Genomic DNA, 22845 nt, shown 5'->3' on the forward strand with positions numbered 1-22845 from the left:
CACGTCAGACGGCTCAGCGGGGACGCTGCGGTTCGGCAATGCACATCTCCCGCAGGGCCTTGCGCCCGTGGGTGCGCGCCCGGGACGTGCCCGGGCTGCTCAGGAAGCGCAGCAGCCGCCACTCGTCGGCTTGCAGCCCGCCGTGGGCGCGCACCGACTCACCCAAGCGGCGGCACAGCGCGGCGCCGGCCTCCCAATCCTCGGCCAGCGCCAGCACGGCCGGGTGCACATAGGCCTTGCGGCACACGGCGGGCGTGTTGCCCAGGTGGCGGGCGACCTCGGCGATCACGGGGGCCAGCTTCGGCGCCCCTTCGCATTGCAGGCAGGCCTGCCGCAGCAGCGACAGCGCGCGCACGCTGCCGTGCCAGGTGCGAAAGTCCTTGGCCGTGAACCGCTCGCCCGCGGCGGCTTCCAGGTAGTCGTTGACCTCGCCGGAGCCCACGGCGTGGGTTTGGCCGTCCTCGCCCACGTAGTGAAACAGCTCCTGGCCGGGCAACTGCTGGCAGCGGCGCACCACGCGGGCCACTTGCGGATCGTCCAGCGCCACCTCGTGTTGCACGCCGTGCTTGCCGCGAAAGCGCAGCTTCAGCTTGCTGCCGGTGAGGCCCGCGTGGCGGCGGCGCAGCGTGGTCAGGCCGTAGGAGCGGTTGTCGCGGGCGTACTCGTCGTTGCCCACACGCAGCACGGTGCTGTCCAGCAGCCGCACCAGGGTGGCCAGTACCAGCGTGCGCGAGGGCCCGCCGCGGGTGCTGGCCTGCAAATCCTCGGCCACGCGCCGGCGAATGCGCGGCAGCGCCTGGCCGAACTCCAGCAGGCGCTCGAACTTGTGGTCCTCGCGGTGGGCGCGGAAGTCGGGGTGGTAGCGGTACTGCTTGCGCCCGCGCGCGTCGCGCCCGGTGGCCTGCAGGTGGCCGTTGGCCTGGGCGCAGATCCACACGTCGGTGTAGGCGGGCGGGATGGCGAGCTGGCGTATCTGCGCCAGCCGCTTCTCGTCGGTGAGCTCGCGGCCGCGGGCGTCGAGGTAGACGAAAGCGTCGCCGCGGCGCTCGCGGCGCAGGCCGGGCTGGGTGTCGCTCACCCAGCGCAGGCCGGGCGGCAGGGTTTCCTCAACGCTGTCCTGGAGCACGGCGGCCATGGCGGCGGCTCCCGGCGGCGTGCTTGCTCGGCGTCAGCGGGCGTCGGCTCCCGGCAGCTTGCGCGCCTGCGCCAGGTGCTGGCGCAGCGTGGGCAGGGTCTGGCGTATCCAGGCCTGCAGCTCGGGGTCCTTGGTGTCGCGCGAGGCCTTTTCGAAGCGCTCGATGGTGCTCACGTGGTCCTGCACGCCCACGGTGTTGACGAAGGCGGTGTCGAAGGGCGTAGCGCCCTGCAGCCGCTCCAGCACCGTCTGGCGGTCGGCCGGCATCTGGCCGGGCAGCTCGACGCGGTGCGCGTCGGCCAGGATCTGCAGCCGGCCCTGGGCGCGCACGTGGTCGCGCTGCATGTGGGCGGCGAACTCGCGCACGGCGGCGCTGGAGGCGCGGTCCTGGCCGAGCTGCGCGGCGGCGAGCTCGTACAGGCCCAGGCCGGCGGCGGTCTGGACGAAGGTGCGCTCGGCGCTGCTGAGCTGGGTGGCGGATGGGGCAGGCGTTCCCGTTTTGGCGGCCGCTTCGCCGGCCCCAGCGGCCATGGAGGCGGTGCTCGCGGCCGGCACGGCCACCGGGGGCGACGACGTGGCGCCGGTGGCCTGGCCGCCACCCGCGCCCACGGGCGCGCCGCTGCTGCCGCCGGCGGTGGGCTCGTTGCCGGCAGGCACGGCCGGCCCGGAGGCTTCAGGCAACGAGCCCGAAGGCGTGCCGGGCGCCGTGGTGGAGCCGGCGCCGCCGGTGCCCGTGGCCGTCCCCGCGCTGCCGGTGATGCTGCCCGCGGCGTGCTCGATGCCGGAGGTCGGCCGGTGGTCCTCGGTGACCTTGGGCGACTTGGGGTCACAGCCGGCCAGCAGGGCCAAGCCCAACAGGCCCGCCAGGGGCAGCGTCCTGAAGTTGTTCATGGTGTGTGCGGGGGGAGGGCGGTGCGGCTGCCAAGGGAAGGCTGGCGGCCGCGGGCCCCGCCTTGGGCGCGCCAAGCGCGTTGGGCACCCTGCGGCGGGTTCAGTAGGGTCAGGTCGCGGCGCGCAGGCGGTTGCGCAGCTCGCGCACCTGGTCGTGGTTGCGCTTGACGCCCTGGTACTGGCGGTCCACCACGGCCTGGATTTGCGGCGGCAGCGGCTTGGCCAGCGCGTTGCGGTAGCTCGTGAGGGCGGTGTCCTCGCCGCGCTCGCACTCTTCCAGGATGGCCTTGTCGTCGTAGGTGGAGAGCGTGGCCTTCACCGCCACCCAGCCGCGGTGCATGGCGCCCATGGCGCTGCCGCCGGTGTCGGCCTCGCCGCCGAGCTGGGCCACCAGTGACTGCAGCTCGCTGGCGCCGCGCTGGCAATCGCTTGCACGTTGCAGCAGCAAATTCTTCAAGTCGGGCGACTTGGCGTGCTCGGAGCTGGTGCGGAAACCGTACTCGCCGTCCTTGCTGGTCTCGATCAGGTCGTTGAGGGTGTCGATGACTTCGTCGTTGCTCATGGGGAAACACTCCTTGAATGCGGGTAGGACCTTCCAGGCAGACAGCGTGCCCGTGGGATTGCTGCACTGCGGCATGAGGCTTGCATCAGTTCTGTGCATGAAGCCCCCGCACGCCCGCGACCCCGATGACGAGGCGCGCTGCCATGTCGTCGACACCACCATGTTCTGGAGCCCGACCGGCGGCGGCGTGCAGCGCTACCTGAAGGTCAAGCACGCGTGGCTGGCGCGGCAGCCGGGCTGGCGGCACACGGTGTTCGCGCCCGGCGCGCGCGGCTGGGGTTTCGAGGACGCGGGCGGCATTCCCCTGCCGGGCCTGGGCGGCTACCGGCTGCCACTGGACCGCCGCGCCGCGGCCCGCCGCATCGAGGCGCTTGGGCCGGACCTGATCGAAGCCGGCGACCCCCTGCGCCTGGGCTGGGCCAGCCTGGACGCCGGACAGCGCCTGGGCGTGCCGGTGGTGGCCTTCTGCCACAGCAACGTGATGGAGATGGCCGCGCGGCTCCTGGGCGGGCCGAACTGGCTGCGCCGCCTCGTGCGCCGCACGGTGGCGGCCTACCTGGCGCGCATGTACCGGGACTTCGACCTCGTCCTGGCTCCCAGCCGATCCATGGCCGAGCAGTTGCGCGCCATAGGCCTGAACAGCGTGGAGCAGCAGCCCCTGGGCGTGGACACGCGCGCCTTCCACCCCTCGCGGCGCGACCCCGGGTTGCGCGAGGAGCTGGGCATCGCCCCCGACGTGAAGCTGCTGCTGTTCGCCGGCCGCTTCGCCCCGGAGAAAAACCTGCCGCTGCTGGCCGACGCCGTGCGCCGCCTGGGCAAGCAGTACCTGCTGCTGGCCGTGGGCGACGGCCCGCTGCCGCCGCACGGCTCGCGCGTGCAGCGCCTGCCCTACGAGCCGCGGCCCGCGCACCTGGCGCGGCTCATGGCCAGCGCCGACGCCTTCATACACGCCGGCGACCAGGAGAGTTTTGGCCTGGCGCCGCTGGAAGCCATGGCCTGCGGCACGCCCGTCATCGTGCGCAAGGCCGCGGGCCTGGCCGAGCTGGCCGAGGGCGGCGCCGCCCTGGCCGTGGACAGCGACAAGCCCGCGCAGTGGGCGGAAGCGATTGCGGCATTGTTTGCTTCGGACGCCACCCCCTGGCGCGAGGCCGGCCGCGCTTGCGCCGAGCGCTATGACTGGGACGTGGTGCTGCCCCAGCTCGTCACCCGCTACCGGCGGCTGATGCACGGCAGCCGCCTCACCGGCGAGGAAGCCACGCTGCCCGCGCTGCACTGGTGCGGCATGCCCGCGTCCTCCAGCCTGTCCTCGCCCATGGCGCCCACGGGCAAGGACGTGCTCTGAGCCCGCGCCGGCCGTGGCCCTGGCCCTGAACCCGGCGTCCGCCCTGTTGGGCGCCACCCCCGCCGAGCTGCCGCGCGACGCGCTGGCCCCCGGCGGCGCGCTGGCGCTGGTGGTGCACGACGTGGCGCCGGCCACCTGGGAGCGCTGCGCCGCGCTGCTGCAGGCCGCGCGCGATCTGGCGCCCGCGCTGCCCGCCACGCTGCTGGTGGTGCCGCGCTGGCACGGCCAGCCGTCCACGCGCGCTTTCGAATCCGCCATGGACGCGGCGCTGGCCGAAGGCCACGAGCTGGCGCTGCACGGCTGGAGCCACCTGGACCCCGTGCCCGCGCGCGGCACGCTGCAGCGGCTGCGGCGGCGCTTTTACACGGCGGGCGAGGGCGAGTTCGCCGCACTGGCGCGCGAGGACGCGGCGCGGCGCATCGCGCTGGGAAAGCGCTGGTTCGCGCGCCGGGGCTGGCCGCTGGCGGGCTTCGTCCCGCCGGCCTGGCTGTTGGGCGAGGGCGGCGCGCAGGCGCTGGCCGACGCGGGTTTCGCCTACAGCTGCACGCTGGACCGCTTCATCGCGCTGCAGGGCCAGGCGCCGCTGCGCTCGTGGAGCCTGGTGTTCAGCACCCGAGCGGCATGGCGGCGCGGCGTGTCGCGGCTGTGGGTGCCCTTCCTGGCGCGGCGCTTGGGCGATGCGCCGCTGCTGCGCTTCGAGCTGCACCCGGACGACGTGGTGTACCCCGAGGTGCGCCGCTGCTGGCTGGACTTGCTGGCGCGCGCCCTGGCGCAGGGTCGCCAGCCGCTGCTGTTGCGCGAGGTGGCGCAGCGGCTGCCCTTGAAGCCCAGCCTGTAGGAGCGCCGCGCCCCCTGCGCTCCTGCCGCGCCCAAAGAAAAAGCCCGGCGGGGCCGGGCATTTCTCCTGGTTGAAGGTGAGCCGTTACTGGCGTGTGAGCACCACGTCGCTGCCGCGCATGCGCAGCGTGCCGTCCGGCAGCATTTCCAGCGGTTCGCCACTGTCCAGCCGGTATTCGGCCTGGCCGGTGGATTCCCAGTGCTCTTCGGCGGCGACGAAAAGGTCCTCCCGCATCATGTGTTCATAGCCCCTGACCTTGTAGCTCTTGCCGTGCGCGTCGCGAGCGCTGAAGGTTTCGAGCAGATGCAGCTTGTGGTCCATGTGTACCTCCTTGTGCGGCGTCCGGCGCCATTGGGCCGGCCGTGCGGGCATCGTAGGCAGTCGGCCGCCGGCTGCAAACCGATGCCCAATGCCAGCGCTGGACAATGCGGGCTTGTCACAGGACTGACGCCCCAGCGCAAACACAAGGGAGACCCGCCTTGCCCCGCTTCGCCGCCAACCTCTCGCTGCTGTACACCGAGCACGCCTTCCTGGACCGCTTCCAGGCCGCGGCGGCCGACGGCTTCGACAGCGTGGAATGCCTTTTCCCCTACGCCTTCGAGCCCGCCGAGGTCGCCCAGCGCCTGCAGCGCCACGGCCTGCGCCAGGTGCTGTTCAACGCGCCCCCGGGCGACTGGGATGCCGGCGAGCGCGGCCTGGCCGCACTGCCGGGCCGCGAACAGGCGTTCCGCGACGGCTTCATCCACCAGGTGCTCCCCTGGGCCCGCGCGCTGCGCTGCCCGCGCGTGCACGTGATGGCCGGCTGCATGCCCGCGGGCGTGCCGCGCCAGGCGCTGGAAGAGCTGTTCCTCGACAACCTGCGCTGGGCCGCGCGGCTGGCGGCCGAGGAGGGCATCGAGCTGCTGATCGAGCCGCTGAACCCGCGCGACGTGCCCGGCTACCTGCTGCAGCGCCAGGAAGACGCGCACCGCCTGGTGCAGGCGCTGGGCGAGCCCAACGTCAAGGTGCAGATGGACCTCTACCACTGCCAGGTCACCGAGGGCGACCTCGCCATGAAGCTGCGCCAGTGGCTGCCCACGGGCCGCGTGGGCCACATCCAGTTCGCGGGCGTCCCCGAGCGCCACGAGCCGGACGTGGGCGAGCTGAACTACCCGTACCTGTTCGGGCTGATCGACGAGCTGGGCTACACGGGCGTGGCCAGCGCGGAGTACCGGCCGCGTGCGGGCACGTCCGAGGGTTTGAGCTGGCTGCGGCGCTGGAAGGCCGGTCAGGCTTGAGGTTTTGAAGGGTTTATTGCGGGCGCAACGGTGGGGTTGCCCGGGGAGGCTGTCCGTCCGTGTCAGCCCTGCGGCAAGGGTGCTGCGCTCGTCCCGTGCCGGCAGCACCCACGCCAAAAGCCGGCGAACGCTCACCAGGGCCACAGCGCCAGCAGCATCCCCGCCGTCACGAAGCCCGTGATGGCCCCCGCCGCCACGTCGCTTGGGTAATGCAGCCCCAGCACCACGCGCGACGCGGCCACCAGCAGCGTGAAAGCCCACGCCAGCGGCGCCCAAGCCGCGTAGTGCCAGCTCAGCAGCACGGAAAAACTCACCGCGTGCAGCGTGTGGCCGCTGGGAAAGCTGTAGCGGTCCAGCGCCTTGGCGCAGGCGCGGATGTCGGGGCAGTCCACGCACGGGCGCTCGCGCCCGGTGCGCAGCTTCACCCAGCGGTAGAGCACCACGTTGATCACGCCGGCCGCGCCCATCTGCAGCGTGCACACCAGCCCATCGGGGCTGCCGCCCAACCAGGGCAGCACCAGCATGAGCGCGTACCACAGGCCGCCGTCGCCCAGCCGGCTGGCCACCACCAGCAGCCGCAGCAGTGGCAGGCGCTGCGCACCGCGGTGCAGCCACCGCGCCCATTGGCGGTCGATTTCCAGCCAGCGCTCGCGGCGCTGCTCAGGCCATGGCCACATGGGGCAGCCGCACCGGCAAGGGCTGCAGTGCCAGTTGCGCCAGCCGCTGCTCGAAGCGCGAGAGCACCTGCTCCCAGCGCACCTGCAGCGCCGCCTGGCGCGCGGCCAGCCGCATGGGCGCCAGCAGCTCGCCCATCTCCGCCGCGCGTATGGCCGTGCGTATGAACGCCTCCTCGTCGTCCGGAGGCACCAGCAGCCCGCTGTGGCCGGAATCGATGTGCTGCGCCGCGGCGGCCAGGTCCACCGCCACCACCGCCAGCCCGCTCGCGAGCGCCTCCAGCGTCACGTTGCCGAAGGTTTCGCTCTGGCTGGGAAAGAGGAACAGGTCGGCGCTGGCGTAGTGCTCGGCCAGCGCCTGGCCGTGCTGGGGGCCGACGAACTCGGCCGCCGGAAAGTCGCGCTCCAGCCGCGCGCGCAGCGGGCCGTCGCCCACCACCACCATGCGCGTGAGCGGACGCAGCCGCCGCGCCGCCTGGAAGGCGCGCAGCGCCAGCGTCACGTTCTTCTCCGCGGCCAGCCGGCCCACGTAGAGCATGACCACCTGCCGCGGATCGGCCGCGTTCCAGCGCGCGCGCAGCGCGGCGCTGCGGCGGTCCGGCGAAAAGAGTTCCGTGTCCACGCCGCGGCCCTGCACCTCCACGCGCTGGAAGCCGCTCAGGCGCAACTGCCGCGCCAGCGCCCGCGTGGGGACGAAGCAGCAACTGGCCTCGTTGTGGAAGCGCCGCAGGCAGGCCGCGATCAGCGGCTCGGCCCAACCCATCCGGTAATAGCGGGCATAGCCGTGAAAGTTGGTACGGAAGTCGGTACTGACGGTGAGCCCAAGCCGCCGCGCCGCGTGCACCGCCGCATGGCTCATGGGCCCGGGCGTGGCGACGTGGACGATGTGCGGCTTGAACGCCTGCCAGTGCGAAATGAAGCGCGCCTGCCGCTCCACGCCGAAGCGCAGCGCCGGGTACAGCGGGATGGGGAATCCGTGCGTGCGCCACTCCTGCTCGTTGTCCAGCGCCGCCTCGCCTTTCTGGCGCGGGCGTATGAGCTGCACCTCGTGCCCGCCCTCACGCAGAAACCGCACCGTGCGCTCCGTGGTCAGGGCCACGCCATTGAGCTCCGGCGGGTAGGTTTCGGTGACGTAGGCGATGCGCACGGCGGTCGTGTTGATAGCGGCAGTGCAGCGGCCGAAGCAGTTTGTGTTCCCGAGCGGGGCGCTGGGACTTGCACTGCGGCCCGGCCCGGGCCCCGTTCAAGGTGTGAGGGTGCAGCCGGCCGCGTCGAAGCGGCGCTTGAAGTGCAGCTCGACCTGCGCGCCCACCTCGGCATCCAGCAGCACGGGCGCGGGCTCGTCCAGCAGCCGCGGCGTGCCCAGCGTCACCCACAGGCCGTCCACCACCGCCAGCGCGGCGCGGCCGCACGGCACCGGCGTGTCGGCCCGGGCCGGGGCGGCGTCGGCCCACTGGCAGGCCGCCCCCGAGCGCTGCAGCAGCTTGAGCGCGCGCCCCGGGCGCGAAAGCAGCACCTGCACGTCCACGCCGCGCCAGGCGGCCTGGCAGAGCAGGCGCAGCAGCACGGGGCCGGGCTTTTCGCCCGGACCCAGCGCCAGCCGTATGCGGAACTGCGCCATGCCCAGCGCCTGCAGCAGCGCGCCGCGCAGCGCCAGCGCGCCTTGCGGATGCCCAGGGGGCGCGGGCGCCATCTGCTGCTGGCCCGCCACGGGCAGCAGCGTGCGCCAGCGCCGTGCGGGCAGCTCAGGCTGCAGGCGTCGGGTCCAATCCTGGACGAAGCCTTGCTGCAACGCGGGGACGACGGGGCCTTCCAGCGCCATGGCCGGCGCGCGCGTGCCGCCGGGGGTGATGAAGGCCCAGCGCCCGTCGGCCACCAGCAGCGGCAGCGAGGCCTCGCGCCGCGGCCACCAGCACCGCCAGCGCGGCGGCGCGCCCAGCACCGCGCCGGCGCGGCGCAGCGCCTCGGCGCCCGGGGCCAGCAGGGCGCCGCCGCGCAGCGCGAAGCTCACGCCGCGCCGCGCCGCGGACAGCAGCGCCTGGTGCAGCGACGTGGGCGCGTCGCGCAGCAGCGACTGGTCCATCTGCAACTGCTGCCGTGTGCGCGAGACGGCCTCCAGCAGCGCCGGCAGCGGGTCTTCCAGCCAGCGCGCGCGGTTGCCGGCGGACAACGGCTGGCCCACGCACTGCGTCAGCACGCGCGCGTGGCGGTGTTCGATCTCCAGCTCGGCATACGGTCGCTCGCGCCGCCGCGCCGGGCCTGAATAGTGTTGCGAGGCCATGGTTTCGGGGGCTTGCGAGCAGCCGGCATGCCTGTATCGCAACGGGGTGTTGGTTGGGTGGCGGGCGCCCTTACATCCCGGCCCGCGGCTGCCTCCGCTTGTGCCGCAGCAGCGATTTCAGCGAGGGCGGCGGGCGCCGGCTGCCTTCCATGTAGACGCACAGCAGCCGCAGCCGGCGGTTGCGTTTGCACACGCTGCGCAGGCCCACCAGGATGGGCACGGCCAGCACCGCCCCCGCCACGCCCCACAGCCACCCCCAGAACATCACCGACAGGAACACCGATATCGGGCTCAGCGACAGCCGCTTGCTCACGAATATCGGGCTCACCACGTTGGCCTCTATGGCGTGCACGCCCAGGTAAGCCGCGGCGGGCGCCACCAGCAGTGCCGAGTCGCCAAAGCTCAGCAGCCCGGCCGTGAGCAGCAGCAGCGTGTTGAGCAGCGGGCCGATGTAGGGGATGAAATTCAGCACCCCGGCCACCGTGCCCCACAGCACCGGGTTGGGCAGGCCGATGTAGGCCATGGCGCCCCCCACGGCCAGCGCCACGCCCAAGTTGATGATGCTCAGCGCGCCCAGGAACTGGCCGATCTCCTGCTGCGCGCTGCGCACCCCCGCCACCACCAGCGCCCGCGTGCGCCGCCGCGGAATGGCCTCCACCGTGCGCGAGAGCATCCAGTGCTCCGAGGCCAGCAGGAAATACAGCAGGATCACGGTGGACGCGGCCGAGAAGCCGAAGCTCAGCACGTGGCTGAGCACCAGCCGCGTGAGCGTGACGCCCTCGCTGGCGATGCGGTCCTTGATGGGGTCCACGGGCGGCGGCGCGTTGCCGCTGCTGCGCGAGACGGGCTCGCGCTGCGGCGGCGCCAGGATGGGAATGGAACGCCGCACCCGGTCTATCTGCTGCTCCAGCGCCGTCATCACGCTGGGCGCGCGGCTCCACCACTGCGCCGCCGGCGTCACCAGCGCGCTGCCCATCAGCACCGTGCCGCCGAGCAGCGCGGCCACCAGCACCAGCGCGCCCAGCACCTCCGGCACGCCGTGCCGGCGCAGCGAGCGCACCTGCGGCGACAGCAAAAACGTCAGGACCACCGCCACCACCACCGGCACCAGCAGCGGCTGCGCCAGTTTCAGCAGAAAGATCAGCGCGATCGCCAGCAGCCCCTTGATGGCCGGGCTGCCGTGCCAGGGCGTGGGCGCCGGGGTCAGCGGCGCGGCCAGGGCCGCGGCCGGCAGCTCCGCCGCGCCGGGCTCCATGCGCAAGCCCCCGCGCGCGGCGCCGCGGCCCACGCCATGCGGCGAGGCGAGCGAGGGCGAGGCCACGGGCGTGACCGCAGGGGTGGCGGCGCTGCTGGCGGGCGGGCCCAGCGGCTGGGCACTCAGGGGCTCGGCGCTCATCGCTGAAGGCGCCGGCCGCGGAACGGGAAATGGCGCATGCGCGGCTCGCTCGGCGGAAGGTGGGTCGTGGGTACGTTTGAGCAGCTTTCGTGCCGCTGCGGGCACGGCATGTGCACCGGGGCCGTCCATGAGCTTCTCGACCTGGCGCCGCCATGCCTGGCGGCAACTGCCTTCTCCCCTGCGGCGCACGCTGCGCTGGCTCATCGCGTCGGCCGAGCGATGGGTCAACGCCGCGGGCCCGCAACTGGGGGCCTCCATCGCCTTCTACACGGTGTTTTCCATGGCGCCGCTGCTGGTGATCGCCATCGCCATTGCCGGCGCGGTGTTCGGCCAGGAGGCCGCGCGCGGCCAGGTGGTGGCGCAAATCCAGGACCTGGTGGGCACCCAGGCCGCGCAGGCCATACAGGGCATGATCGAAGCCGCCTGGCGCGAGCCCGGCGGCGGCTTCGCGGCCGTGATGGCCCTGGGCACGCTGCTGGTGGGCGCCACGGGCGTGTTCGCCGAGCTGCAGCGCGCGCTCAACGCCATAGGCCACATCCGGCCCAAGCGCACGGGCGTGCAGGCCATGCTGCGCGTGCGCCTGACGGCCTTCGCGCTGCTGCTGGGCTTCGGCTTCCTGTTGATCGTGTCGCTGCTGGTGAGCGCGGTGCTGGCCGGCGTGCTGTCGGCGGTGTCGGCGCGCTACCCGGCGCTGGCGGTGCTGGCGCGGGTGTCGGAGCTGGGCCTGTCCTTCCTGGTGCTGAGCGTGGCCTTCAGCGCCATCCTGCGCTGGCTGCCGGACGAGGCGCCCTCGCGCCGCGCCCTGATCATCTCCGCCACCTTCAGCGCCGGGCTCTTCGTCTTCGGCAAGACGTTCATCGGCATGTACCTGGGCCGCGCGTCGGTGGCCTCCAGCTACGGCGCGGCGGGCTCCTTCGTGGTGGTCATGCTGTGGGTGTACTACTCGTCGCAGATCCTGCTCTTCGGCGCCGCGCTTGGGCGCGAATGGGACGCACGGCGCCAGCGCCTGGCGCAGGCGCACGGGGGGCATGGAGCGCAAGGGAAGCATGGGGTGCATCACGGCGCGGGGCAGGGCGGGCACCCTGGTGCCCAGGCCTCCCGCGCACCAGGCCCCCAGGGCCCTGCGGCGGGCGCGGCTGCCGCGCCGCATCCGGCGCCGGCTCAACCATCACGCCGGTTGCCCGGGCAACCGGGCGGCGGCGTGGCGCAGCGCACCGTGCCCACGCCACCCGCAGGGCGGGCGCGACGGCACTGAAAGGTGCCTGCACCGCCCGCCAAAAGGTTTGCTCACTGCGGCGCGCGCACCACGACGTTGTTGCGCACGTCCTTCACGTCCGGCACTTCGCGGACGAGGCGGCCGGCCTCGACGCGCTCGGCCTCGCTGGTGGCGAAGCCGGAGAGCTGCACCACGCCGTTGAGCGTGTCCACGTTCAGCCGCATGGCGCTGACCTTGGGATCCTTGGCCATGCGCGCCTTCACGCGCGTGGTGATGGTGGCGTCATCGACGTACTGGCCCACCGTGCTCTGGCCACTGGTGACGGCGCAACCGGTTGCGCCAAACAGCAGGCTCACGGCCATCACGGTGGCGGCAAAAGGCGACATGCGCTTGGACATAGGGAAATTCCTCCTGGTCATGGTCTCCGGCCCTGCGCCGGCGATTCCGACGCCCTCAAGGCAAATCCCGCTCCCGGCACCGCCGCACAGGGGTTCCCGCCCGGGCATTTCCGGGGGAAGGCCGGCCACTCCCCCCAGGTATGGGGCTTGCCGAAGTCCTGCCATGACGCGAGCCGCCTCACCACAAGCCCAGTGCCCCATCACCGGCGCCGAGCTGGGCAGCGACGGCACGGCGCCGCAGCCGCCCAAGTCCGGACGGCAGGGCTGACGCGCCATGGCCGCGGAGCAGCACTCCTCAACAGCGGCCGCCGCCGCGCGGGCGGCCCCGTCCACGGCCCTCAAGCCGCGCCAGCGCTTGGGACTGCTGCTGTTCGCGGCGGGCTGCATCGCCGGCGGCGTGCTGGTGTGGCAGTCGCTGGCCGACTGGCCCTTGCCCGTGCGCCAGGCGCTGCTGGCCGGCAGCATCGCCGCCGCGGCCACCGCCCTGGGCACGCTGCCCGTGCTGCTGGCGCAGCAAAGCTCCACGCGCACGCGCGACACGCTGCTGGGCTTCGGCGCGGGCGTGATGCTGGCGGCCTGCGCCTTCTCGCTCACCATCCCGGGCCTGCGCGCGGCGCAGGCGCAGGGCGCCGGGCCCTGGGAGGCCGGGGCCATCGTGGGCGGCGGCATCCTGCTGGGCGCCTTGCTGCTGCTGGCGCTGGACCGCTGGCTGCCGCACGAGCACTTCATCAAGGGCTTCGAACGCGACAACCCCCGCGCGCACGCCCTCAAGCGCACCTGGCTGTTCGTGTTCGCCGTGTCGCTGCACAACCTGCCGGAGGGGTTGGCCATGGGCGTGGCCTTCGGGGGCACCAGTGCGGTGAGCGCGGCGGCGCTGTCCACGGGCATCGCCATACAGGACGTGCCCGAGGGCCTGGTGATCGCGCTGGCGCTGCAGGGCGTGGGCTATTCGCGAGGCTTCTCCGTGTTCCTGGGCGCCATCTCCGGCGCCATCGAACCCGTGGGCGCCGTGCTGGGCGCGGCGGTGGTGGGCCTGTCGGCGGGGCTGCTGCCCTGGGGCCTGGCCTTCGCGGCCGGGGCCATGCTGTTCGTCATCAGCCACGAGGTCATTCCCGAGTCCCACCGCGCCGGCCACGAAGGCCACGCCACCATGGGCCTGGTCATCGGTTTCGTACTGATGATGCTTTTGGATACCGCATTGGGCTGATCTGTCGCAATCCGATGCAGGCGGCGCGGCGCAGTCTGTCATCAACCGCGCGGCAAGACCGGCGGCGGGGCAGGAGGCCCGGGGCGGCGGCAAGCGCCGCCTTCAAGGCACCGGCCTTGCCGTATGCGCGGGGACCGACGTGAAGTGCCATGCCCGAACTCCTGTACCGCGACCGCCGCGACGCCGGCCGCCGCCTGGCCCAACTCCTCATGCCCTGGACGGGCGCGCAGCCCCTGGTGCTGGCGCTGCCGCGCGGGGGCGTGCCCGTCGCCTTCGAAATCGCCCAGGCGCTGCACGCGCCGCTGGACATCCTGCTGGTGCGCAAGCTGGGCGCGCCGGGCAACCCCGAGCTGGGCTTGGGGGCGGTGGTGGAGGGCGACCCGCCGCGGCGCGTGCTCAACGCCGAGCTGGTGCGGCGCCTGCACCTGTCGGACGAATACCTGGAAGGCGAGATGGCGCGGCAGTTGGCGTGCATCTCCGAGCAGCGGCTGCGGCTGCGCGAGGGCCGGCCGCCGCCGGTGGTGGCCGGGCGCGAGGTGATCCTGGTGGACGACGGCATCGCCACCGGCGGCACCGTGCGCGCGGCACTGCAGGCACTGCAGGCACTGTCGCACGCCGGGGCGGCGCGCGTCGTGCTGGCGGTGCCCGTGGCGCCGCCGCAGACGCTGGCGCAACTGCCGCTGCCGGCGTCCGACATCGTCTGCCGGCTGCAGCCCCACGACCTGGGTGCCGTGGGCCGCTTCTACGACGACTTCGCGCAGGTCGACGACGACGAGGTGGTGCGCCTGCTGGCGCAAGCCGCCATGACTGCCCGCAGCGTCTCCGGTGCCTGAACTTCAACTTGCAGCAAGGAGCCCCGCCATGAAAGCCACGCCTGCCACCGTCGCCACCCCCGCGGACGAACAACTCGTGACGCTGCCACCGCACGGCCTGCCGGGCCTGCTGGTGTTGCCGCCGCAGCCGCGCGGCCTGGTGCTGATTGCCCACGGCAGCGGCAGCGACCACCTCAGCCCGCGCCAGCGCCACACGGCGCAGGTGCTGGCGCAGGCGGGCTTCGCCTCGCTGCGCGCGGACATGCTCAACGCCATGGAGGTGCTGGACCGCCGCAACACCTTCGACATCCCGCTGCTGGCGGCGCGGCTGGTGGCGTTTGCGCAGTGGCTGGCGCAGGACGAGCGCACGGCCCACCTGCCGCTGGCCTGCCTGGGTGCGAGCACGGGCGCCGCTGCCGCGCTGCTGGCCGCGCACCACTTGCCCGCCATACGCGCCGTGGTCTCGCGCGGCGGGCGGCCGGATCTGGCCGGGGCGGCGCTGGAGTCGCTGCAAATCCCGGTGTTGTTGATCGTGGGCGAGCGCGATACCGAGGTGCTGGCGTTGAACCGGCAGGCTCAGGCGCAATTGGGAAATCGCTGCGAGCTGGTCGTCATTCCCGGCGCTTCGCATTTGTTCGAAGAGAATGGCTGTTTGGAAGAGGCGGCGCGGGTGGCGGTGGAATGGGTTTCCGGGAAATTGCTCGAAGGATGATTTGCCGATTTGCCGATTTGCCGATTTGCCGATTTGCCGGATGCGGCGGTCATTGGATCGTTGGTAAATGCCTGCCTTGCGGCACAAGTGCAGGCACTCCATTCCGTCATGCCCGCGAAAGCGGGCATCCACGATTGCCGAGGTTTTGCCGTCGGGTTGTATTGCATTGCGCCGGTGTTTCCAGGGCACCGCCCCGGTGCGCGTGGATACCCGCTTTCGCGGGCATGACGTAATGGTTGGTGATCTGTGTTTGCTTCGGCGTATGGCGTATTGATTTCGGCAAAGAGGTTCAAGTAAAGGCTGGCATGAATTCCACCTTCAATTCGGCCGTATAAAACAATTCATCGTGCCAGTCGCCTGTTGTGCCATGTACATCGGTTCCCTTTCCCAAGCCACAGGCGCCAGCCCGAAGGCCATACGGCTTTATGAATCCATGGGCCTGCTTTATGGCGTGCAGCGCCGCGGTGCCTACCGGATTTATTCAGAGCAGCACGTGATGCAGGTGCAGCTCATACGCCGTGCCCAACTGCTGGGTTTCAAGCTGGCCGAGCTGCAGCCCGTGCTGACGTGCCGCGATGGCGGACCGGACTGGGACGAGGTCGTCGGATTCCTCAAGCAAAAACAGGGGGCCCTACGCCAGGAGATCGAAAGGCTGGAGCAGCTCGACGTGCACATCGGCCTGGTGCTGGAAGAGTTGGCCCAATGCCTCAGCACGCCGCCGGTGAATCCTTCACAGGATTGCGATCTGCTCGCGGTGTGAAAAATTGGGCACGCCCGGCTTGACTCTGCCCCTAGGGGCAGAGTTCACACTCCGCGCCGATTTCAAAGGCATGGGATGTGCGCGAAATGGGCAGCAGGCGGGTTTTGGTGATTGCGGCACATGCGCCAACGGGATGTTATGGCGCTGCGCTCGCCGAGGCCTATGTGGGCCACGCGCGGTATTTCGGCCACCAAGTCAGGGTTCTCAACCTGAACATGCTGCAATTCGATCCCGTGCTGCACGGGGGCTACCGCAGCGTGCAGCCGCTGGAGCCGGATTTGGCAATGGCCCAGGAAGCCCTGCGTTGGGCGGAGCACCTGACTTTCATCTATCCCATCTGGTGGGGAAGCGTGCCGGCGGTGCTCAAGGGTTTTCTGGACAGGGTGCTGCTGCCCGGATTTGCCTTTGAGTATCAGCCCGGAAATCATTTCCCGGAGAAATTGCTGAAAGGGCGTTCCGCGCACATCGTCGCGACCATGGACACGCCGCCCTGGTATTTCCGTTGGCTTTACTTGGCGCCCGGGCTCAGGCAATTGAAAAGGAACACCCTGGAGTTTTGCGGCGTGCGGCCGGTGCGCACGCTGGCGCTTGGGCCCGTGCTGGGCTCCTCGTCGCCCCGGCGCGCGCGGTGGCTGGAAAAAGTGCGCGATCTGGCCGAGAAGCTTTGACGCCGCGGCCGGCCGGCCGCGGCGCCCTGGCGTGCGCGGGCTGGTCAGCCCGCCTGCTGCAGCGCCGTGGTGGTCAACGCGCCGCGCTGGCGCAGCAGCGTCATCACCAATTCGGCCGCCTGGCGTCCGGCGGTGAAGGCGTGGGGCGCGCCCTCGGCCTGCCAGCGGCCGTGGTGGCCGGCCAGGACGATGCCGTGCTCGCCGAACCACTGCCGTATCAGCAGCAGCGCGGCCTGCTGCGCCGCGTCCGGCAGCGCCCGCGCGCAGGGCAGGTCCAGTTGCGAGGCGAAGTGCACGGGGTCGGCGCTGGAGAACAGGCCGATGCGGCGGCAGTCGGCAATCACCCGGTCTATCAGCGCCGCGCCCTCGCAGGGCAGGGGCTGGTCCGGCCCGTAGGCGATCTCGCACGAGAGCGCGAAGCCGCCCGGCGCGTTGTTGTGCGCGCTGGCGTTGCCCTGGACGAACACGCGCTGGAACACCGTGCCGGCCGGCACCTCCATCCAGTGCGCATCGGTGAGCTTTTCTCGGCCCGGCGCCAGGCCGATGCCGAGGTTCACGCAGCGCAACGAACCCTGGCGCAGCGTTCGCGCGGCGTTGCGCAGCTCGGCCGGGGCCTCCTCGCCGCAGGCCTGCACCAGCGCGGGCAGCGGGATGGTGCTGATGAGCGTGTCGAAGCGCAGCGAGCGCCCGTCGTCCAGCCGCACCGTGCGCCGCGAGGGCGACAGGTGCAGCAGCGTGGTCTTGAGCGCCAGCTCGCAGTCCAGCTTGGGCAGGAAGGCGTCCATCAGCGCCTGGAAGCCGCCGTGCAGCGGGTAGCCGAAGTCGCGGTCCGCGCGCAGCGGGGGCAGACCCACCTGCGGCGCGGGCTGCTCCACGTGGCGCACGCGCGGCGGCAGCCAGTGCAGGTTGTCGCCGAGCAGCCGCTCGGCCAGCGCCTTCACCTCCGGGTCGCCGCTTTGCAGCACGTGGGCGCCGTGGTCGAAGGTGTAGCCCTGCTGGTGCACCGAGCGGCAGCCGCCGCCCACGTGCTCCTCGCGCTCGACCACCAGCGTGTCGTGCCCCTCGTCGTGCAGGCCCAGGTGGTAGGCGGCCGACAACCCCGTGGCCCCGGCGCCTATGACCATGTGGCGCACGGCCGGCGGCTGCGAGGCGCCCGCCGTGCGCACCACCGGCGTGGCGGCGCTGGTGCTGCTGAAACCTTCGGCGGGGGCCAGGCCGGCGAGCTCGCGCAGCGCGGCGGGCGAGTCGGCCGTGGACGCGCGCAGCGCCTGGCGCAGCAGCCGCGCCACGGTGCGCGCGCTGCGGTCCCAGGACACCTTGCGCAACGCCTCCTGCATGCGGCCCACCAGCAGCCGGCGCTCGGCCTCGCCCAGCGCCAGCATCTCCTCGCAGCCCTGGATGAAGTCCACGGGGTCGCGGCCTATGCGCACGATCCCGCCGTAGGGCACTTCCACGTCGCGCACGGCGGTGGAGACCACGGGCTTTTCGCCGGCCATGTATTCCAGCGTCTTGGTCGGGCTGATGAAGCGCGTGGACTCGTTGAGCGCGAAGGGCATGAGGCAGAGGTCCCATGGCGCCATCAGGTGCGGCAGCAGCGCGTAGCTCTGCATGCCCAGGTAGGTGATGTTGGGCCGCTGCGGCAGCGAGGCGGGGTCGATCTTGACCACGGGCCCCACCATGACGAGCTGCCACTCGGGGTGGGCATCGGCCACGGCGGCGACGAGCGCCAGGTCCAGCCGCTCGTCGATCACGCCGTAGAAGCCCAGCCGCGGCCCCGGCGGGATGTGGGCCTGCAGCCGCTGCGCCTCCTGCGCCTCGGCGCTGTTGGCGCGCAGCCGCTGCGGCGCGAAGTGGTGGACGTCCACCGAGCTGGGCAGGCAGTGCACGTTGGGGTGCAGCGGGCGCTTGGCCTCGAACAGGGCCGGGCCGCCGGTGAAGACCACGCTGGACATCTTCATCAGCGCGTTCTCGCGCTGGCGCAACTGCTTGGGCGCGTTCTTGAAGGCCGAGAGCTCGTCCATGCAGTCGTAGACCACGGCGCGGGGCTTGAGCGCGGCCACCAGCGGCAGCGCCATGGGCGTGTAGAACCAGACCAGGCTGTCCTCTATGCCCTCCTGGCGCATGAACTCGGCCAGCAGCGGCTTGAGCACGCTCAACTGGTCGTCGTGGAAGCCGGGGGCCGTCACCGGCGTGCGCGGCACCAGCACCTCCAGGTTGGAGCCTTGCGGCACGCGGTCCAGGCGCGGCTCGCCCTCGCAGTGCACGGGCTCCTCGACGAAGAGCACGCGGTAGTGCTCCGACAGGCGCGAGAGCAGGTGTTGCGGCCGCTGGTACACGAAACCCCAGCGCAGGTGGCAGAACACGACAAGAGGGGGCAGCGGCGAGGCGGCGGTCGGCGAAGGCATGGCGGCTCCTTGGGTTGCTGGTTCAGCCGCAGAGGCCGGGGAGTTCCCGGCCTGCGGCGCACGGGCTGCGTCAGGCCTGGTTGCGCTGGTCGGCGGCGACGGCGGGCTGCGGCAGCAGCTCCTCCATCAGCTCGGCCTTGCGCGCCTTCATCTGCTCGCCCAGGGCCGCCCAATCGATCTTGGTCCCGGCCTTCTCGCACTGCTCGAAGAGCTCGCCTTCCTCTTCCTTGATGTGGTGCTTCACGTACTCGCTGAGCACGGTGAAGGTGGCGGAGAACTTGCCGTCGAGCTGGCCTTGCTGCTGCATGGACTGCAACTGCTCGATGAGCTGCTTGGCCGATGCGTGCTCGACCTCGGCTTCGTCCAGCAGGTCCTGCTCCTTGAGCGCCTGGCGCACGGCCGGGTAGAAGATTTCCTCCTCCAGCGTGGTGTGCACCTGCAGCTCGGCGCAGGTCTGCTCGACGAGCTCCTTGCACGCGTCGGCCTGCTTTTGCGCGTCCAGCTTCTCGAAGTCCTTGAAGGACTTCTTGGCGCGCTTGTGGTCGGCGATGAGCATGTTGAGCACGTCCTCGCGGGCGGCGGCGGCGCTGCCGGCGCGGGGCGCGGTCTTTTCGGTGGTGGGCATGTGGAGCTCCTGGTTGGAGTTGATTTCGTGACAAGTCCGGTTTCGGCAATCGACGTGCCCCAAACCGTGGGAATGAAAGCTGCCGGCTCAACCACCGACCGCGGTTGAAAACGCCTGCCACCAAGGCGGCGCACCGCGCAAGACCACACCGCCCCGGGCCGTTTCCGGGGCTTCCCAGGAGCCCACATGCCCAACATCCACCACAGCCCCCAGCAGGCGCCCGCGCAGACCCCTGAAGGCGCCGACACCGCCGTGCCCCAGGGCGCTGCAAGCCAGCCGGCCGACGCCCGCCCGGGCCACGGCGTGACGCAGTCCTCCAAGGGCGGCGCCCCGGGGCCGCGGCTGCCCCACGAGCACGACGAGTCGGCCCACGAGCAGCAGCCCGGCGCCAATACCGAGACGCAGGAAGCGCAGCAGGCCTATGCCGACGCCGAGGCCGGGCTGCCCGACACCAGCTACGGCCACGCCACCGATCCGGCCTACCACCGGCAGGTCACGCCCGGCACCACCAGCCCGCCGCCCAAGCGCACGCGCTGAACCTTCCTGCCGCGTCGCCGCAGCGCTTGCGGCAAAGCTGTTGCCCGCCGGCCGTCCCCCGCGACTGGTGGAGGGAGCTTTCTCCCTCCGCCAATTTTTTTGTTAACGAAATGCAGACCCCCGGAAACACACGGTGTGAGGAAACTTGCCCGTGGTTATGGGTGGCGGCGCGGAAAGTTCTTGTCAATTGCAACCGGATGCGTTCGCTTGAGCAAAGCTGGCACGAAGTCTGCGGACTGAGTGCCTGCAACGGTGCCGCGTGAGGTGCCGGATAACGAAAGAGGAGTACTTGGATGAACGCACCCGTGCTTCGCACCGAGCACCGGCAGCAGCAGGCTTTGTCTCCGCGTCTGCAGCAGGCCGTTCGGCTGCTGCAGCTTTCTTCACTGGATTTCGCGCAGGAAGTTCAGGAAGCGTTGGGCCGCAATCCTTTTCTGGAGGCTGACGAAAGCGAGGAAACCCCGGCCGCCCCGGACAACGAAGGCGCGCCGCTGGCCGCTGACGCGCTGACCAGCGTCACCGTGCCCGAGACGAGTGAAACCCCTGATTACGGCAGCTCCGACAGCGGCATGGAGCGCGACGCCGAGCGCGACAGCTGGCAGGCCGACGGCAGCAGCAGCAACCGCAAGCGCGAGGACGGCGAGCTCAGCCTGATGGACACCATGGCCGTGCAGACCTCGCTGGCCGAGCATCTGCATGGGCAGTTGAACCTGCTGCCGCTGACGGCGCGCGACCTGGCGCTGGCCAAGGCCATCGTGGAGTCGCTGGACGACGACGGCTACCTGCGCGTGGGCCTGGACGAGCTGGTGGAGTTCTGCGAGATGGACCCGCCGGCCACGCTGGAGGAGCTGCAGATCGCCTTGAAGCGCGTGCAGTCGCTGGAGCCCGCGGGCGTGGCCGCGCGCAGCGTGCAGGAGTGCCTGCTGCTGCAGCTGCCCAGCTTCGAGTGCTCGCACCAGCGCGCGCTGGCGCAGGCCGTCATCAGCGAGAAGCTGGACGCGCTGGCGGCCAAGGACGTGAACACGCTCTCGCGCTTCCTGTCGCGCCCGGTGGAGGAGGTGGAGGCCGTGTGCGCCCGCATCCGCCGCCTGGACCCGCGCCCGGGCTGGCGCTATGGCGCGGCCAACATCCAGTACCTGACGCCGGACGTGATCGTGCGCAAGGTGCGCGGGCAGTGGATCGCCACGCTCAACCCTGCCATCGTCCCCAAGGTGCGCCTGAACCGCGTCTATGCCGAGCTGTTCCAGCGCCACCGCAACGGCATGCACGCGGAGCTGGCGGCGCACCTGCAGGAGGCGCGCTGGACGGTGCGCAACGTGGAGCAGCGGTTCTCGACCATCGTGAGCGTGGCGCAGGCCATCGTGAACCGGCAGCGCCACTTCCTGGAGTACGGCGCCATGGCCATGAAGCCGCTGGGCCTGCGCGAGATTGCCGACGAGGTGGGCCTGCACGAATCCACGGTTTCGCGCGTGACCAACAACAAGTACATGGCCACGCCGCTGGGCGTGTTCGAGCTGAAGTATTTCTTCTCGCGCGCCATGGCCACGGCCGGCGGCGGCACCTGCTCGGCCACGGCCATACGCGGGCTGATCAAGGACATGATCGAGGCCGAGAAGGCCGAGGCGCCGCTGTCGGACGCCGAGATCGCCCGCCAGCTCGCGCGCCAGGGCCTGGTGGTGGCGCGCCGCACCGTCACCAAGTACCGCCAGACGCTGCGCATCGAGGCCGTGGAGCGGCGGCGCAAGCACGCGTGAGCGCAAGCCTGTTTTTCCGGGTGTGAGTGGGAGCGCCGGGGCCGGCCGGCACTCCCGAAAACGCCGCCGGGCCGAGGAGGTCCGGCGGCGTTTTCGCTTGGGGGCGGGGGCAGGGGCGGGGGCGGTTCAAACCGCCCGCGTCAGCACCTCCACGGCTTCCTTCAGGCCCGGCGCGGCCACGGTGGCCTGTGCGCCGTCCAGCGCCAGCCGCTGGCCCGCCTGCAGCACGTGGATGCGCAGGCCCGCCAGCGTGAGGCGCTCGCCGGGCTGGGCGCGCTCGATGCTGGAGCCCATGTGGCGCCCATCCAGCAAGGTCACGGCGCCGGCGCCCACCACCTCTATGGCGCCGCGCTCCACCACCAGCGCCGTGTCCTCGTCCACGCCCACGCCCAGCAGGTGCGGGTGGCGGGCCACGGCCGACATCAGCCGCGCCAGGCGGCGGCGCTCGGAGAAGTGCTGGTCGACGATGGCGCCGGGCAGCAGGTCCAGGCCCTCGTCCAGCAGGGCCACGTCCTTTTCCGGCAGCAGCGGCGCGCGGCCGCCGGCCAGCATCTGGCGCGACAGCGCCGCCGCGCCCGCGCTGGTACCGGCGATGCACACGCCGCGCTGCGCGCGGGCGCGGCGCATGGCCTCGGCCACGGCGCTGCCGGCGAGCACGGCGAGCAGCCGGCGCTGGTCGCCGCCGGTCATGAAGATGCCGTCGGCCGCGAGGATCTCGCGCGCCGCCGCGGGCGCATCCGCCTCCTCGCGCGAGGCCAGGCCCAGCTCCACGCAGCGCTGCACGCCCAGCGCCGTGAAGGCGCGCTCGTAGCCCGCCCACAGCAGTTGCGGCACGGCGCTGGCGGCGGTGAGGACGACGATGCGCGCCCGCGGACCGCCGCAGTGGTGCAGGAAGCGGCGCAGCACGGCCATGTCGTCGCGCCTGTCCTCGTTGCCGCCTATGGCCATGAGCACGGCGCCGGGTGGGCTTTCAAGCGCTCCCGCGGCGGGCCGCTCGCGCGCGGTGGCGGCGGGCGAGGGCAGCGCCGCCGCGCGGGCGTGGCGCGGCTGCAGCGCGCCCAACGCGGCCACGCTCAACAGCAGCGCGCGGCGGCGCTGCAGCAGCCGGTTGAAGGCACGGGGAACACGTTTCATACGACTTCCTGGGCGAAGCAACTGACGGGACGCGGGCCGCATGGCCCTGTATCTCATGGCGGCACTTTGCCTTGGGCGGGCATGGCCTTGGGGGGCGGCAGGGGGCGACGTAACGGCGAACTTGTGGGCCATGTGGCGAGCGGGCTGTTATCCCGCGCAGGCCCATTGCTGCCTGGGATCAGTCTGTTTCCATAGCGCTCGTGAGCCAAGGCGCCGCATCC

Annotated in this window: 23 protein-coding genes; 11 read left to right on the forward strand and 12 right to left on the reverse strand. The window is 71.8% G+C overall.

All coding sequences use genetic code 11. The features are described 5' to 3' along the window. Positions 1-13: 13 nt before the first annotated feature. The 3 genes from ALA01S_RS01745 to ALA01S_RS01755 all read right to left on the reverse strand — a co-directional run bounded on the left by ALA01S_RS01745 (position 14) and on the right by ALA01S_RS01755 (position 2588). Positions 14-1135 (reverse strand): DNA topoisomerase IB, encoded by a 1122-nt coding sequence (locus ALA01S_RS01745; RefSeq protein ID WP_084267122.1) that lies wholly within the window; start codon positions 1133-1135, stop codon positions 14-16. A gap of 33 nt (positions 1136-1168) precedes the next feature. After that, positions 1169-2026 (reverse strand): DUF4142 domain-containing protein, encoded by an 858-nt coding sequence (locus ALA01S_RS01750; protein ID WP_066331142.1) that lies wholly within the window; start codon positions 2024-2026, stop codon positions 1169-1171. A gap of 109 nt (positions 2027-2135) precedes the next feature. Beyond that, on the reverse strand, positions 2136-2588 hold the full coding sequence (locus tag ALA01S_RS01755; protein WP_066331240.1) for a ferritin-like domain-containing protein: 453 nt from the start codon (positions 2586-2588) through the stop codon (positions 2136-2138). A gap of 97 nt (positions 2589-2685) precedes the next feature. Here ALA01S_RS01755 and ALA01S_RS01760 point away from each other — a divergent pair, with 97 nt between their 5' ends. Both ALA01S_RS01760 and ALA01S_RS01765 read left to right on the forward strand, forming a co-directional pair. Beyond that, on the forward strand, positions 2686-3930 hold the full coding sequence (locus ALA01S_RS01760; protein WP_066331143.1) for a glycosyltransferase: 1245 nt from the start codon (positions 2686-2688) through the stop codon (positions 3928-3930). Between the two features lie 13 nt (positions 3931-3943). Next, positions 3944-4768 (forward strand): DUF2334 domain-containing protein, encoded by an 825-nt coding sequence (locus ALA01S_RS01765; RefSeq protein ID WP_066331149.1) that lies wholly within the window; start codon positions 3944-3946, stop codon positions 4766-4768. A gap of 84 nt (positions 4769-4852) precedes the next feature. On the opposite strand, the gene ALA01S_RS01770 is transcribed toward ALA01S_RS01765, so the two are convergent. After that, the gene (locus ALA01S_RS01770; protein WP_066331151.1) at positions 4853-5089 is read right to left on the reverse strand and encodes a hypothetical protein; all 237 of its coding nucleotides are present in this window, start codon (positions 5087-5089) and stop codon (positions 4853-4855) included. 158 nt (positions 5090-5247) lie between these two features. On the opposite strand from ALA01S_RS01770, the gene otnI reads away from it, so the two are divergent. Further along, positions 5248-6045 (forward strand): 2-oxo-tetronate isomerase, encoded by a 798-nt coding sequence (gene otnI, locus ALA01S_RS01775; RefSeq protein WP_066331153.1) that lies wholly within the window; start codon positions 5248-5250, stop codon positions 6043-6045. 131 nt (positions 6046-6176) lie between these two features. Here the strand turns inward: otnI and ALA01S_RS01780 are convergent, their stop codons facing one another. The 4 genes from ALA01S_RS01780 to ALA01S_RS01795 form a co-directional block, all read right to left on the reverse strand. Beyond that, on the reverse strand, positions 6177-6722 hold the full coding sequence (locus ALA01S_RS01780) for a phosphatase PAP2 family protein (RefSeq protein ID WP_066331155.1): 546 nt from the start codon (positions 6720-6722) through the stop codon (positions 6177-6179). Next, positions 6706-7866 (reverse strand): glycosyltransferase family 4 protein, encoded by a 1161-nt coding sequence (locus ALA01S_RS01785; RefSeq protein WP_084267124.1) that lies wholly within the window; start codon positions 7864-7866, stop codon positions 6706-6708. The genes ALA01S_RS01780 and ALA01S_RS01785 overlap by 17 nt, the downstream gene beginning before the upstream one ends. A 96-nt stretch (positions 7867-7962) precedes the next feature. Then, a complete protein-coding gene (locus ALA01S_RS32510) occupies positions 7963-9000 on the reverse strand; it encodes a phospholipase D-like domain-containing protein (RefSeq protein ID WP_066331165.1) in 1038 nt (345 codons plus the stop codon). A 70-nt stretch (positions 9001-9070) separates the two neighbouring features. Beyond that, positions 9071-10396 carry an AI-2E family transporter gene (locus ALA01S_RS01795; RefSeq protein WP_066331168.1) on the reverse strand — a complete coding sequence of 442 codons (1326 nt, stop codon included), beginning with the start codon at positions 10394-10396 and terminating at the stop codon, positions 9071-9073. 127 nt (positions 10397-10523) lie between these two features. Here ALA01S_RS01795 and ALA01S_RS01800 point away from each other — a divergent pair, with 127 nt between their 5' ends. After that, positions 10524-11651 carry a YihY/virulence factor BrkB family protein gene (locus ALA01S_RS01800; protein WP_066331171.1) on the forward strand — a complete coding sequence of 376 codons (1128 nt, stop codon included), beginning with the start codon at positions 10524-10526 and terminating at the stop codon, positions 11649-11651. A gap of 32 nt (positions 11652-11683) precedes the next feature. On the opposite strand, the gene ALA01S_RS01805 is transcribed toward ALA01S_RS01800, so the two are convergent. Further along, positions 11684-12010 (reverse strand): BON domain-containing protein, encoded by a 327-nt coding sequence (locus tag ALA01S_RS01805; protein ID WP_218011411.1) that lies wholly within the window; start codon positions 12008-12010, stop codon positions 11684-11686. A 274-nt stretch (positions 12011-12284) separates the two neighbouring features. On the opposite strand from ALA01S_RS01805, the gene ALA01S_RS01810 reads away from it, so the two are divergent. The 5 genes from ALA01S_RS01810 (at position 12285) to ALA01S_RS01830 (ending at position 16169) form a co-directional block, all read left to right on the forward strand. After that, the gene (locus ALA01S_RS01810) at positions 12285-13217 is read left to right on the forward strand and encodes a ZIP family metal transporter (protein ID WP_066331173.1); all 933 of its coding nucleotides are present in this window, start codon (positions 12285-12287) and stop codon (positions 13215-13217) included. 149 nt (positions 13218-13366) lie between these two features. Further along, positions 13367-14050, forward strand: a complete 684-nt coding sequence (locus ALA01S_RS01815) for a phosphoribosyltransferase (protein ID WP_066331176.1) — start codon at positions 13367-13369, stop codon at positions 14048-14050. A gap of 28 nt (positions 14051-14078) precedes the next feature. After that, complete coding sequence (locus tag ALA01S_RS01820) at positions 14079-14741, forward strand: dienelactone hydrolase family protein (protein WP_066331179.1); 663 nt, start codon at positions 14079-14081, stop codon at positions 14739-14741. 367 nt (positions 14742-15108) lie between these two features. After that, a complete protein-coding gene (locus ALA01S_RS01825; protein WP_066331182.1) occupies positions 15109-15501 on the forward strand; it encodes a MerR family transcriptional regulator in 393 nt (130 codons plus the stop codon). An 86-nt stretch (positions 15502-15587) separates the two neighbouring features. After that, positions 15588-16169 (forward strand): NAD(P)H-dependent oxidoreductase, encoded by a 582-nt coding sequence (locus ALA01S_RS01830; protein ID WP_066331184.1) that lies wholly within the window; start codon positions 15588-15590, stop codon positions 16167-16169. 44 nt (positions 16170-16213) lie between these two features. Here ALA01S_RS01830 and ALA01S_RS01835 read toward each other — a convergent pair whose 3' ends face one another. After that, a complete protein-coding gene (locus ALA01S_RS01835) occupies positions 16214-18574 on the reverse strand; it encodes an FAD-dependent oxidoreductase (RefSeq protein ID WP_066331187.1) in 2361 nt (786 codons plus the stop codon). A gap of 70 nt (positions 18575-18644) precedes the next feature. Next, positions 18645-19199, reverse strand: coding sequence for a hemerythrin domain-containing protein (locus ALA01S_RS01840; protein ID WP_084267127.1), 555 nt, complete (start codon positions 19197-19199; stop codon positions 18645-18647). A 186-nt stretch (positions 19200-19385) separates the two neighbouring features. Here ALA01S_RS01840 and ALA01S_RS01845 point away from each other — a divergent pair, with 186 nt between their 5' ends. Together ALA01S_RS01845 and ALA01S_RS01850 are read left to right on the forward strand one after the other, a co-directional pair. Beyond that, entirely contained in the window at positions 19386-19736 is a 351-nt protein-coding gene (locus ALA01S_RS01845) for a hypothetical protein (protein WP_066331188.1), read from the forward strand. 293 nt (positions 19737-20029) lie between these two features. Next, positions 20030-21490, forward strand: coding sequence for an RNA polymerase factor sigma-54 (locus tag ALA01S_RS01850; protein ID WP_066331191.1), 1461 nt, complete (start codon positions 20030-20032; stop codon positions 21488-21490). A gap of 126 nt (positions 21491-21616) precedes the next feature. Here the strand turns inward: ALA01S_RS01850 and ALA01S_RS01855 are convergent, their stop codons facing one another. Further along, positions 21617-22624: a cyanophycinase gene (locus ALA01S_RS01855; protein WP_238455660.1), complete on the reverse strand. Its 1008-nt coding sequence runs from the start codon at positions 22622-22624 to the stop codon at positions 21617-21619. Positions 22625-22845: the final 221 nt, after the last annotated feature.

This window comes from Azohydromonas lata NBRC 102462, assembly GCF_001571085.1.
In the GTDB taxonomy this organism is placed as follows: Bacteria; Pseudomonadota; Gammaproteobacteria; order Burkholderiales; family Burkholderiaceae_C; genus Azohydromonas; species Azohydromonas lata.